Here is a 12,679-nt window from a genome sequence, read left to right as displayed (position 1 = left end):
CCCTTCTGACGTGCTGGGCAGCCGTCAACCGTACGCGAAGGGGGCCCGTGAGGCTACGCGTCGACCTCGACCAGCTTCTCGCCGCCGAAGGTGACGACCTCGAACTTGTCGATCTTGTTGAGATCCAGCGACGCGCCGCCCTGGACGTAGAGCGGCTGCCTGGCCTTGTCCGTCTTGGCGTCCGGCAGGCCGTAGCCCCACTCCGGAACGGACCAGGTGGTGACGGTCTCCCGCTCGCCGTTCTTGCCGATGGCGATCAGCACGCACTTCTCGGGGCCCTTGACGTTCGTCAGCTGTGTGACGACGCCGGTGCCCCAGTCCTTCTTCTGCAGCGCCAGGGTCACGGACACCTTGGTGCCCGGGTCGGTGGCCGTGATCTTGTCGGGGATCTGCTCGAAGAGGTCCTCCGCGGGGTTCGCGGAGAGGGTCTGGCTGGTGCCGTTGCTCCCGCCGCCCCCGCCGTCGTTGCCCCCGTTCGCCGCGACGGCCACGAAGGGACCGCTGACGATCAGGGCACCGGCGGCGGCCACCATGTAGAAGTTGCGGCGGCGCTTCTTGGCGCGGCGCTCGGCGACCTCGTCGACCAGCTTCTCCACCACGCGCGGCGCCGGCTTGGCCGACAGCGACTCGCCGAGCGACGGTGTGCCGGTGCCGGGCAGGTCCGCGAGGGCGGCCAGCATCGGCTCCATACCGGCGAGTTCGTCGAGCTGCTGGGCGCACCACTCGCAGCTCGCGAGGTGCGCCTCGAACGCGGTCGCCTCGGCATCGTCGAGGATGCCGAGAGCGTAGGCACCGACGGTCTCATGCTCGTTCGGCACCGGTGATCCCTGCATGACACCAGACATACCCGAACCACCCGCGCCGAATCCCTGGTTTCCCCCGTACCCGCTCATCACGCCGTCACCCCCCGCTCCTCCAGTGCCAGCTTCATCGAACGCAGGGCGTAGAAGACCCTGGAGCGGACCGTGCCGCTGGGTATCCCCAGTGTCTCAGCCGCCTCATTGACCGTACGTCCCTTGAAGTACGTCTCGACAAGCACCTCCCGGTGAGCCGGGGTCAGGTCGTCGAGTGCGTCCGACAGCGTCATCAGCCACAGCGCCTTGTCGATCTCGTCCTCCGCGGGGATGACCTCCAGCGGCGACGGATCGACCTCCTGCGGCCGGGCCTGCCGGCTGCGGTGGCCGTCGATGACGATGCGCCGGGCGACCGTCACCAGCCAGGGGCGTACCGAACCGGTGGCTCGATTGAGCTGACCGGCGTTCTTCCAGGCACGGATGAGCGTCTCCTGCACTACGTCCTCGGCGCGTTGCCGGTCTCCGGCGACCAGGCGCAGGACATAGGCGAGCAAGGGTCCCGCGTGCTCTCGATACAGCGCGCGCATCAACTCCTCGTCAGGCTCACTCGACGAAGAAGAAGACGATGGGGACGATGAGGACGCAGACATGCGATGTCGGGCCCTCGCTCCACGTTCATTGGCCACGGCCGCATCCTTGCGCACGCCCACCTCCGGTGTCCGGGGGATCCCCCAGTCGGTCGCTCGACAACCGGTACGGACGGGGTGGGTTGGGTGTTCAACGCGCGACGAGAGTTTTCTGCGGAGCAGGGTGAAGACCGGGACATGGGAGCACATTCTCCCCGCCTCTTCTTCACATTTCCGCCACAGCCGCCGGATCGGCCGGGCTGCCCGCGCGACACGGAGGCCAAACGGGGTGTAAGCGAAGTCACTTCACGGAGCGGAGAATGAAAGCCGCATACGGGACAGCGTAGTTGGGGGGAAGGAGCGAAAGAGTCGGGTGAGGGCGGGTCAGGCGCGGGTGAGGGCGGCGGCCCGGCGGCGGTGGCGGGCCACCCGTTCGCGGTTTCCGCAGATCTCGCTGGAGCACCAGCGCCTGCGGCGGCCGCGCGAGGTGTCCAGGTACACGATCGGGCAGTTGTCGCCCTCGCACTGCCGCAGGCTCGCGCGCGCGAGCGGGTCGGTGAGCAGATCCACGGCGTCCCTGGCGATCACCGCGAGCAGGGCCGCGCTGCCGGGCGGCGCGTCCAGCCGCCGCACCAGCGCCCCGTCGTCACCGGGCACCGCCCGCGGCGCCGGGGGCGCGGCGCGGGCGAGGTCGTTGACGCGGGCGAGCGCGCGGGCGTACGCGGGGGTGCCGGGCGCCGGCCGGCCGCGCACCAGGCGGGCGAGGTGCCCGCGCAGTTCGCGGAAGGCGGCCGGCCAGGAGCCGTCGGCGTGGGCCAGCGGGGTGCCCGCCGGGACGAGTCCGGAGCCGGTGATCCAGGCGCGCACCACCTCGACGGAGCCGAGCCGTTCCTCGGGATGCGTGGTCGCGAGGAGATCCAGACAGATCCGCCCGGTGTCGAACCGCAGCTCGTGGAGTGCCGTGACCGTACCCAGTGCCATGTGCCTGTCACCGCCTAGGGTTCGCCCCGGTCGCGTGGGGGCCGGTGCGGAGCGGGTGCGGAATCCGTTCCGGAAACCCGCTCCCTCCTACAGTGCCTGCCCACTTCCCCGCCCGGAACCCCTCGGCCCCGGTCGTCGGCCTCAGTCGTCCGCGTACGTGGACTCCGCGTGCGGGTCCAGGGCGAGGCGGTAGCCGCGTTCGGCGACCGTCTGGATCAGTCTCGACGTGCCGAGGGCGGTGCGCAGGCGGGCCATCGCGGTCTCCACCGCGTGTTCGTCGCGGTCGGCGCCCCGCAGCGCGCGCAGCAGGTCCGCGCGGGCGACGACCCGGCCCGGGCGGCGGGCCAGCGCCCGCAGCAGCGACATCCCCGCGGGCGGTACGGGGCGCAGCTCACCGTCCACCACGACCGCGTGCCCGCGGACCTCCACCCGGTGTCCGGCGACCGGCAACGAGCGGGCCCGGCCGGGCAGTTCCCGGCAGAGCAGCTGGACGAGCGGGCCGAGCCGGAAGCGTTCCGGCTGGACGGTGTCGATGCCCCGGTCCTGCAGCGGCAGCGCGGTGACCGGGCCGACGCAGGCGGGCAGGACGTCGTGGCCCAGGGCGGCGAGGACGTCGTCGAGCATCCCGCGCCGCTCGGCCCGGGACAGCAGGGACACGGCGGCGGGCGCGCTGGTGAAGGTGACCGCGTCCAGGGTCCGGGCGACGGTCGCGTCCAGCAGCCGGTCGACGGGACCGATGTCCTCGGGCGGCATCCACCGGTACACCGGCACCCCCACCACCTCCGCTCCCCCGGCCCGCAGCGACTCCACGAACCCGGGCAGCGGTTCACCGTGCAGCTGGAGGGCGATCCGCAGTCCGTCGACGCCCTCCGCCAGGAGCCGGTCGAGCACCTCGGCCATCGACTCCGACGACGGCGACCACTCCTCCGTCAGCCCGGCCGCCCGGACCGCGCCCTTCACCTTCGGTCCGCGCGCCAGGATCCGCGCCCCGCGCAGCTTCGCCAGCAGCTCCTCGCCGAGCCCCCAGCCGTCTGCGGCCTCGACCCAGCCGCGGAAGCCGATCGCCGTCGTGGCGATGGCGATGTCCGGGGCCCGTTCGATGATCTCCTTGGTGGCGGCCAGCAGCTCGCTGTCGTCGGCGAGCGGCACGATCCGCAGGGCCGGGGCGTGCAGCACGGCGGCGCCCCGCCGCTGGAGCAACGCGCCCAGCTCCTCGGCCCGGCGTGCGGCGGTCACCCCCACGGTGAAGCCCGCGAGGGGCCCGTGCCCGGGGTCGGGTTCCGGCTCGGAGGGCTGGTCCGGGGTCTGCTGTTCGTCGTACATGATCCTCGTCCCGCACTCGGGTCGGTGTGCTGTGTGAGACACGGCTCGACCTCCTGTCGACCGGGCCTTTGCCGTGCTCCCCGCCCTGTGGGACGGGGTTCCCGTGCTCTCCATGGTGCGGCGGACGGTTGCCTCGAGGTGCTGATCCCGAAGGTGGGGGGAGCGTTTCCGGGCTGTGGCGGCGGGTGACCGGAAGGAAACGTCGCTCTTTCCCATGGCGGGGCCGGGGTGAGAGGTGCCGGGCACATCCTTCGGGTGTCAGTTCCGCGGGGGCTGCCAGTAAGGGTTCTGCTGCGGGTACTGGGGTGCCTGCTGCTGGGGGTACGGAGGCTGGGCGGGCGGCTGCTGGGGCTGGTACGGGGTGCCGTACGGGCCGGGCTGGGCGGGCGGCGCGTACGCCCCGGGCGCGGGCTGGGCAGGCGGTGAGGCGTACTGGGGCTGCTGACCGTAGGCGGCCGGTGCCGGCATGCCGGGGTGCGGGCCGGCATGGGGGACGCCCCCGAAGGGGTTGCCGTGCCCCGGCGTCCCTGCGCCCGGCGGCAGGTAACGCACCCGGCCCGTCTCGTCCGTCACCGGGGAGAATCCGGCCGCCTGGAGCCGGGCCGCGAACTTGGCGTTGCGCCTGCGGTTGACGAGGAGGCCGGTACCGAAGGCGGCCATGAGCACCAGCCAGATCACTCCCACCACGCCGGACGGCACCCCGTCGGCCCGGTAGGCGAGGACCGCGCAGCCCATGGAGCCACCGAGCGCCGCGAGGCCCATCCGCTTCTCGGCACCCTTGCCGGTGAGGTCGAAGTTGATCCGGGCCTTGAGGAGTTCGAACGCGTCCGGCACCACGGGCGGCACCGAGACGCCGTCGTGCGCGTTCGGGTACTGCGCCCAGTTCTGCGCGGCCCGCGCCCGGGCCTGCGGGCTGGGATCGGGCACGATCAGCATCCTCAGCGCGCTGTTCCGCCCGCTGCCCTGTCGTACGTCGGCGTACTCGTACCCGAACTGCTGGACTGTGAAGGCGAGTCGGGCCAGCTTCTTCACGGACGCCATCGCGCTGGTGAGCTCGACCGGCTCCCCGCTCGCCATCAACCGCAGCATCTTCTGCGTCTGCCGCTTGCTCATCCCACCCACTCCCCTGTTCACGGCCGCAACCGGGGCAGTCTTGCACGACCGCATGTCTTGTCCATCACGCCGGGCCCCGCCGCCCGCCCGCCTCGAACCACAGCAGCTTTCCCGCACTCCGCCCCGGCACACCGTCCCCGAGGGCCCGTCCGCCCCAACTGGCCGCGTACTCCTGGACCAGGCGCAGCCCTCGTCCGGATTCGGCACCGGCCGGGGCGAGCGCGACCCGGTCCCGGGAAACCCGTCGAACGGCGCGGGAACGTGCGGACGGCTGTCCCGCATCCCGACCCGCAGCCGCCCGCGCCCGGCTCCAGCACCTGCTGGACATGAGCGGGTTCGGCCATGTCACCGTTCGGATCATCCCGTTCGGCAAGGGCTCCTTCCCCGGGACGGGGCAGTCCATCGACCACCTGCCGGGAGCTGTCCCACGGCTCTGCACCGTGCAGTTGGACACCCACCATGGGGGTGAGTTCCTCGGCGCAGGGTCACGGCCGGCCCCCGGCTCGGCCCCTCCCGTGCCACGTGGGGTGCCTTCCTCTCTCACCTCACGAAGTGAACGTCGGGGCCACTCGCTTCTCGGCCAGTGTCGTGCTTCCACGACCCGAGTGAAGGGCGCTCCGCTACCGCTCCGCGTCGCCTGCGGCGATGGCCCTCCGGGCCACCCGTGACTCGGCTCGCTCCAGCACGGGTGAGAAGCGAGCAAGCGGCCTGGAGGGACGGGTGGCCAGGCATGCCTGCGGTCTGCCGTCGGTCGCGCGGCTGCCCGGCGCTGACGGTACGCACTGGCGCCTCGCCTGCACGCCGGGAGGGCTCGGCGGCTGTCGGCGGGTGGGGAGAGGGCGGGGGCGCGGTGGTGGTACGCCGTCCGGGATCGTCGGCGGCTGCCGGACCGTGGCCGGAACCGAGACGCTGCCGCGGAACCCCGCACCGGGCCTTGGCAGAAGAAATGAGGTGTCCCGCCGGGTGGTGTGGGGGATTTTTGCGGTCCCGGAGCTGCGGGGTCGGAGACGGGTGCCTCGCGGAAAACCGTGAGCAGTCGGCGGGCATGTGTCACTTATGCACTCAAATGAGCGGCAGCAGGACAGTGGTGGCCAAAATGCTCACGGTTTTGGGGCGGTGTGTCCTCCTCGGGGCGTGGGCAGATGTTTCGGCATCGGCCGCGTCGAGGCCGCCGGGCAGCACGACCGGCCCCGACCGTCGTCCTGGTGCGCGACTCGGAGAACGCAGCAGGACCGCTGCTCGACCTCTCCCGTTGACCACCGGGCCACTGGCTTCTCGGCCGGTGGGTCTCTCCCACCTGGCCGGGCACAGGAAGAGGCGAAGCCTCGGGTGGGCGGGTTGCCGATCAAGAGCAACCCGTCCGCCCGGGGCTTCGCGTGCTTGTCCTAGAGCGAGCCGACGACCTTGCGCGGGGTGACCCGGACGACGACGCGTGGGGCGTCGTCGGCGGAGGCCGGGTTGAAGTCCGCGTAGGCCTTACCCGTGTACTTGCGCGAGAGCTCCTCGATCAGCTCCGGGCCGCCGTCCGTGCCGAGCGTGGCCGTACCGCGCACCTCGGCGTAGGTGTACGGCGCGGTGGACGGGTTGATCATCACGGTGATCCGCGGGTCGCGGCGCAGGTTCTGCTCCTTCCTGCGGCCCATGGTCGTGGAGATCAGCAGGTCGTCGCCGTCGCGCTTGATCCAGGTCACCGTCAGCTGCGGGCTGCCGTCGGGCTGGAGTGTGGCCACTGTCGCGAAGACAGGGGTGTCGTCGATGAGCTTCTTGAGGTCGTCGGAGAGTTCGGCAGACACAGGAACGGGCCCTTCCACGTGGACGTCCCGCACCCGTGGCACGGGACTCGACAACGGCTGGCACCGCCTCACGTTAGCTCCACAGCACGGCGTCCCGGGATATGACACGGACTCGGCGGGCGCTGTCGGTTCCCGCCCCGCGATCACCCCGTGGCGGGTTTCCGGCGTATCCGGGTCATGCCCCTTCGCGCAGGTCCGGCGGGTTCTGCGCAACTCGCCCACCGGACAGTCCTCGGCGTCAGCCTCGGTGTGCTGCCGCGCCGGCCCTGCTGCGGCGGCCGGTGGAGCGCTTCGTGCCGTTCGGCCACAGGCGGGGTTTCCGTTTCGCCGCGAGGTCCTCGACCCAGCCGACCGCGAGGACCGCCAGGCCGATGAGCGGCCAGATCAGGGCGAACATCCACAGCGTGTACGTGCTGCTGAGGGCCTCCGCCCCGCGCTCGCTCTGCATGAAGGGGAGCCGGTACAGCAGGTCGACGAGCGGGACCGTCGCCATGATCAGCATGTTGTGCCACAGGTAGATGGTGACCGCGCGGTTGTTGGAGAGGGTCACCAGTTTGTCCCACTGCGCCAGGCGTCCCGGGAGTTCCTGCCACGACGGGGAGTACTGGAGCAGGATCACCACGAAGCCGAACGACCAGGTGGCCTGGGCCAGCGGGATGTCGTTGAGGTCCCAGCCGTCGGAGCCCAGGTGGTTCGACGCCCACCACAGGCCGAAGGCCATCACCAGGGACGCGCAGGAGACCGAGACGTAGCGCGGGATCTGCTTCAACAGGCCGTCGTGGTGGGCGAAGCCCAGCACCCAGCAGCCGCCGTAGACCGCGAAGTCGGTGATCGCGCGGCCCGTTTCACCGGGGATGGTCACCAGGCCCGTGCCGACGATCGCCGTCAGGCCCAGCGGGGCGAGCAGCGTCGGCCAGGGGGCCCGGCGGAACGCCCACAGCAGCAGCGGCGACGCGATGACGAACCACAGGTAGGCGCGCAGGTACCAGAGCGGGCCCGCGGCCTGCACCGCCCAGGTGACGTCCAGCAGGCCCGACGGGGAGCCGAGTTGCCACGGGTAGGGCGGGGCGCCGATCGGGATGATGTAGTTGACCAGCCCGATCAGGCCCCAGGTGCCGTCGTCCTTCGCGGGGTTCCAGCCGTTCACGAACATCATCGTCAGCACGACCGCGGCGAACGCCCACAGGGGCGGCAGGAGACGGCGGATCCGGCTGCGGATCACGCTCGCCGCCGGGCGCTTCAGGGAACGCGCCATCAGCGAACCCGCGAGCGCGAACATCACGCCCATCGACGGGAACAGCACCGTCAGCCAGGCCCAGCCGAACAGGTGGTAGACCACGACGCGGACCAGGGCGATGGAGCGCAGCAGGTCGAGGTACCGGTCGCGGCCCGGCTTCCCGGTGCCGGCGGCCCGGGCGGCGGGCTCCGGTACGGGTGCGGGCTCGGTCGTGCGCTGGGTCATGCCACGGGCCTCCGGTCATCGTTGCTCTGCGCACGCTGGCCGGGCACGGAGCCGCCGGGCGCCTCGACGACGCCGGTGCGCCGCAGCTTCTGCCAGCGCAGGCGGCCGCCGGTGAGGGCGGTGATCCAGGACTGGAGCAGCACGACGTACATGAGCTGGCGGTAGAGGACCTGCTGCAGCGGCAGCGAGATCAGATGGGTCATGCGTTCGCGGTCGAGGCGGAAGGCGAAGGCCGCGCAGACCGCCTGGATGGCCAGGACGCCCAGCCACGCCATGATCGTCTTCTGGGTCGGGCCGAAGACGATGCCGTAGAGCAGGAAGACGTCGATCAGGGGGGCCAGCAGCGGGGCCACGATCATGAACAGGGAGACGAAGGGCAGGCCCACGCGGCCGAAGCGGCCCGAGGGGCCCTTCTCGATCACGGAGCGGCGGTGCTTCCAGATGGCCTGCATGGTGCCGTACGACCAGCGGTAGCGCTGGGACCACAGTTGCTGGACGGTCTCCGGGGCCTCGGTCCAGGCGCGGGCGTTCTCGGCGTAGACCACGCGCCAGCCGGCGCGGTGCAGCGCCATGGTGACGTCGGTGTCCTCGGCGAGCGTGTCGTCGCTCATGCCGCCGATCGGGACCAGCGCCGAGCGGCGGAAGGCGCCGACGGCCCCCGGGATGGTCGGCATGCAGCCCAGGATGTCGTACATCCGGCGGTCCAGGTTGAAGCCCATCACGTACTCGATGTGCTGCCAGGCGCCGATGAGGCTGTCCTTGTTGCCGACCTTCGCGTTGCCCGCCACGGCTCCCACCTTCGGGTCGCCGAAGGGCTGGACGAGTTCGCGGACGGTGGACGGCTCGAAGACCGTGTCGCCGTCCATCATCACGACGATGTCGTAACGGGCGTTGGCCAGGCCCCGGTTGAGCGCCGCCGGTTTGCCCGCGTTGAGCTGGCGGATCACCCGGACGTTGGGCAGGCCCATGGCCTCGACGATGCGGGCCGTGCCGTCGCTGGAGCCGTCGTCGATGACCAGGACCTCGATCGGGTGGTCGCTGTCCATCAGGGAACGGACGGTGTTCTCGATGCACTTGGCCTCGTTGTAGGCCGGGACCAGCACCGTCACCGGTTCGGTGACCGGTGGACCCCAGCCGAAGCCCCGGCGGCGCACCCGGCGGGCGTGGACGCCGGAGAGGACGAGCATCAGCACGAAGCGGCCGATGACCAGGGTGCCGACGATCGCCAGGCCCGCCGCCAGACCGCCGGTGACCTTCTCCGAGGCCTGGACCAGGAAGACCCACGCCTTGCCCTTCCACAGCTCGGGGCCGGTCACCTGGCTCATCGCGCTGGGCGCGTCCAGGGCCTCGGTGAGGTTGTCGAACTCGTAGCCCTTCTCCTTCAGGTCGGGCAGGAACTTGTCCAGCGCCGCGACGGTCTGGCTGCGGTCGCCGCCGGAGTCGTGCATCAGGACGATGGCGCCCTCGCCGTTCTCGGGCGTGGCACGGCGGATGATCTCGTCGACGCCGGGCCGCTGCCAGTCCTCGCTGTCGGTGTTGTTGACGACGGTGATGTAACCGCGGCTGCCGATGTACTCGGTGACCGGCCAGGACTTGTTGTCCATGGCGGCGGAGAAGGAGGAGTACGGCGGGCGGAAGAGCGAGGTGCGGATGCCGGCCGCGCCGGTGATCGCCAGCTGGTTCTGCGACAGCTCCCAGTCGATGCGCCTCTTGGACTGGAGGGAGAGGTCGGGGTGGTTGAACGTGTGCAGGCCGATCTCGTGGCCCTCGTCGACCATGCGCTGGACGAGGCCCGGGTAGCGGGAGGCCATGGTGCCGGTGACGAAGAAGACCCCGTGCGCGTCGTGCTTCTTCAGCACGTCCAGCACCCTCGGCGTCCAGACCGGGTCCGGACCGTCGTCGAAGGTGAGGACCAGCCGGTGGTCGGGCACGCTCAGGCTCTCGGTGCGGCCGCCACGGGCGTCGATGACCGGGCCGCCCTCGAGGATCTTGTCCGGCACCTTGTCGGTGGGCGCGGGCGGCTGGACGCGGTGGTCGGCGAGGATCTCGCTGTGCGTGTATCCGCGCAGCATGAGCATCGCCGCCAGGGCGACGAGCACGAGCAGCGGAAGCAGCAGGCGCAGGGGCAGACGGCGACGCCTGGGCTGACTGCGACGCCGGGAGCCGCCTCGGGCTCCGGTCGCGGACCCGGGGCGGTGGGAGTGGGATGCCATCAGAGGACGTGCTCCGGGGACGGTGCGGCGGGGTCGGTGGACGGGGCCGGCTGTGCGGCGGGGCTCTCGGCGGCCACGACCGGCCGGTCGGCGGGCGCCTGGGCGAGTTTGTCGGTGCCGGCGGGTTCCTCGTCGCCGGGGTCCTCCCCGGCGGGGGGCGGGGCCGGAGCGGTGCTGGTGCCGCCCGAGGGGGTCGTCGGGGCGGCGGGCTCCGACCCGGCCGGGGGGCCTGCCGGAGCGCTCGGGGAGGCGTCGGCGCCGGTGCCCGGCTTCGGGGTGGTCCCGGTCGGCGGCGTCGGCGTCGGGGCGGCGGGCTCGACGGCTCCGTCCCCGGCGGCGGCCCCGCCACCCGCGGGGAGGCCGGCGTCGGGCGGGGTGACGGGGTCGGGTTCGCCGGCGGTCGGCTCGGTGCCCGGCTCCGGGGTGGCATCGGCGTCGGGGGACGCGTCCGGTTCGGCGGGCTGCGGCGAGGTGTCGACCTTCTCGGCGGGCTTCTCCTGCTCCTGGCCGTGGACGGGCACCCAGGGGGCGTCGGAGTTGCCGGACAGCAGCGTGGCGACGATGACGACGGCGTACGCCGCGCAGGCGAGACCGACGACCAGGCCGATACGGCGGTAGCGGCGGACGCGGCGGCCCGACTCGTCGACGAAGACGGGCCCGTCGGAGGGCTCGTGCGCTGCTCTGCCGCCCGGCCGGTCCGGTGTGCCGAGCAGCATCCCGTTCCCGATCTGCACGGCGTCGAGCTGGATCGTCACCTCGTGCGGGTCATGGGTCTGCCCGGCGGAGTCGTCGGCGTCGGCTGCGTTGTCGACAGGCACGTCGTCGGTGAGCGCGTCGAGGACGGGAACGTCGGCGGCGGGGGCCGCGGGAGCGGGAACGGTGGGCAGGACGGCCGTCGCCGGGGCGTCCTCCTGCCAGGGGTCGCGCGGCATTCCTTCCGGTCCGCGCTGTACGGGCATCCTGCGCGTGCCGTCCGCGGCGGGCGCGCCGTCCATCGGGCGCGTCGCGGCGCTCGTGTCGTACGGGTAGGGCCAGTCGTCCCTGCTGGAGGCGTAGGGTCTGTGCTCCGGCTCGGCGGCGCGGCCGGCCGTGCCCCGGGAGAACCAGTCCCCGTGGTCGCCCTCGGGCGCCGACACGGTCTCGGACCGCTCCGGTTGGGCGTCTTCTCGCCACTTTTCCACGCGCACGCACTTCCCCCCACGGGACTGTTCCGGGGTGCGCTCGCGGCCCGAGCACTCGCCGTCGGATCCGGGCCCCCCACCCGCTCCGAGCGCCCCGTCTATCACACCGTGCTCGAGCATCGAATGTAGCGCACGCGGAGGTTCTGTGTTCCCCCGGTGCCGTTTCGTGTCATTCGCGAGACATCCGAGACATCAGGGAGAACTCATGACAACAAGATCACCGTCCGAAACCCACCCGTTCACAGGGCGCCGCAGCCAACCCTCATCGGCGGCGATATCGGCCGCAGCCCTGCGAAGTCCGTCCAGAGCGGGGTGAATTCTTCCTTTCCGCCATATCAGCGACACGGGTGACAGCGGAACGGGATCGACCAGCGGGCGCACCACCATCGAGGTCAGCGCGGGGAAGTCCACCACGGCGAGGATCGGACGACGCGTCCTGGCCATGATCCGCTCGAACTCCTCCTCCCCGACGGCCAGGGGTTCCGGCGGCGCGAGGGCGATGTCCCGCCCCTCGAACAGCAGCAGGGCGAGGTCGGTCCACTCCGGTGTGCGCGGATTGCCCGCCCCGGCGTACACCGTCTCGCCGGCCATCGCGGCGAGCGGCACCTCCTCCAGTGCGGCCAGCCGGTGGTCCTCGGGCAGCACCACCGCCATCGGCTCGTACCGCACGGGCTGCTGGTCGAGCCCGGCCCGCAGCACCTCGGGAAGCCCCGCGAACCGCCCGAAAGACGCGTCCAGCCGCCCCGCGAGCACCTCGGCCGCGGCCCAGGTCAGGCCGCTCTCGTAGCGGGCCATCAGCTCGTGGCCGGGGGTGAGTTCGCGGGCCCGGTGCAGGACCCGGCGCGGGGTCGGCAGGCCCGGGGAGTTGAGGTCCACCAGCAGCGGGCGGGTCTGCCCGGCGGCGGCGATCAGGTCGTCCTGCGCCTGGAGGACGCGGCGGGCGTACGGCAGCAGGTGTTCGCCGTCGGCGGTGAGCGCCACCTGGCGGGTGGTCCGCACGAACAACTCACTGCCCAACTCCCGCTCCAGCCGCCGCACATCACGGCTGAGCGCCTGCTGGGCGACGTACAGGCGGGTGGCGGCGCGGGTGAAGTGCAGTTCCTCGGCGACGGTGACGAAGGCGCGCAGGAGGCGGGGGTCGAGGTGGGCGGGGGCGGACACCCGGTGAACCTACAACGCCGGTGCGTGAATCG

At 72.0% G+C, this 12,679-nt stretch carries 11 protein-coding genes; 1 reads left to right on the top strand and 10 read right to left on the bottom strand.

The window, feature by feature from the left end:
- Window positions 1-53 precede the first annotated feature (53 nt).
- From AB0I73_RS09980 to AB0I73_RS09960, 5 genes are all read right to left on the bottom strand, one after another.
- Window positions 54-818, bottom strand: coding sequence for a zf-HC2 domain-containing protein (locus AB0I73_RS09980; protein WP_363035624.1), 765 nt, complete (start codon window positions 816-818; stop codon window positions 54-56).
- Between the two features lie 74 nt (window positions 819-892).
- The gene (locus AB0I73_RS09975; protein WP_363035622.1) at window positions 893-1,504 is read right to left on the bottom strand and encodes a sigma-70 family RNA polymerase sigma factor; all 612 of its coding nucleotides are present in this window, start codon (window positions 1,502-1,504) and stop codon (window positions 893-895) included.
- A 300-nt stretch (window positions 1,505-1,804) separates the two neighbouring features.
- Complete coding sequence (locus AB0I73_RS09970; RefSeq protein ID WP_363035620.1) at window positions 1,805-2,401, bottom strand: ABATE domain-containing protein; 597 nt, start codon at window positions 2,399-2,401, stop codon at window positions 1,805-1,807.
- A gap of 141 nt (window positions 2,402-2,542) precedes the next feature.
- Window positions 2,543-3,724, bottom strand: coding sequence for a uroporphyrinogen-III synthase (locus AB0I73_RS09965; RefSeq protein ID WP_363035786.1), 1,182 nt, complete (start codon window positions 3,722-3,724; stop codon window positions 2,543-2,545).
- 258 nt (window positions 3,725-3,982) lie between these two features.
- Window positions 3,983-4,837 (bottom strand): hypothetical protein, encoded by an 855-nt coding sequence (locus AB0I73_RS09960; protein ID WP_363035618.1) that lies wholly within the window; start codon window positions 4,835-4,837, stop codon window positions 3,983-3,985.
- Window positions 4,838-5,163: 326 nt separating this feature from the next.
- Between AB0I73_RS09960 and AB0I73_RS09955 the strand changes: the two genes are divergently transcribed.
- Window positions 5,164-5,505, top strand: a complete 342-nt coding sequence (locus AB0I73_RS09955; RefSeq protein ID WP_363035616.1) for a hypothetical protein — start codon at window positions 5,164-5,166, stop codon at window positions 5,503-5,505.
- A gap of 717 nt (window positions 5,506-6,222) precedes the next feature.
- Here AB0I73_RS09955 and AB0I73_RS09950 read toward each other — a convergent pair.
- The 5 genes from AB0I73_RS09950 to AB0I73_RS09930 form a co-directional block, all read right to left on the bottom strand.
- Entirely contained in the window at window positions 6,223-6,630 is a 408-nt protein-coding gene (locus AB0I73_RS09950) for a PPOX class F420-dependent oxidoreductase (RefSeq protein WP_202277577.1), read from the bottom strand.
- A gap of 238 nt (window positions 6,631-6,868) precedes the next feature.
- Complete coding sequence (locus AB0I73_RS09945; protein WP_363035614.1) at window positions 6,869-8,092, bottom strand: acyltransferase; 1,224 nt, start codon at window positions 8,090-8,092, stop codon at window positions 6,869-6,871.
- A complete protein-coding gene (locus AB0I73_RS09940; protein ID WP_363035612.1) occupies window positions 8,089-10,305 on the bottom strand; it encodes a glycosyltransferase in 2,217 nt (738 codons plus the stop codon). Before AB0I73_RS09940 ends, AB0I73_RS09945 begins: the two co-directional genes overlap by 4 nt.
- Complete coding sequence (locus AB0I73_RS09935) at window positions 10,305-11,486, bottom strand: hypothetical protein (protein WP_363035610.1); 1,182 nt, start codon at window positions 11,484-11,486, stop codon at window positions 10,305-10,307. Before AB0I73_RS09935 ends, AB0I73_RS09940 begins: the two co-directional genes overlap by 1 nt.
- Before the next feature lie 192 nt (window positions 11,487-11,678).
- A complete protein-coding gene (locus AB0I73_RS09930) occupies window positions 11,679-12,647 on the bottom strand; it encodes a LysR family transcriptional regulator (RefSeq protein WP_363035608.1) in 969 nt (322 codons plus the stop codon).
- Between the last annotated feature and the right edge of the window lie 32 nt (window positions 12,648-12,679).

It is taken from the genome of Streptomyces sp. NPDC050388, from assembly GCF_040655635.1.
Classification (GTDB): domain Bacteria; phylum Actinomycetota; class Actinomycetes; order Streptomycetales; family Streptomycetaceae; genus Streptomyces.
This window is presented reverse-complemented; position numbering and strand designations above follow the sequence as displayed.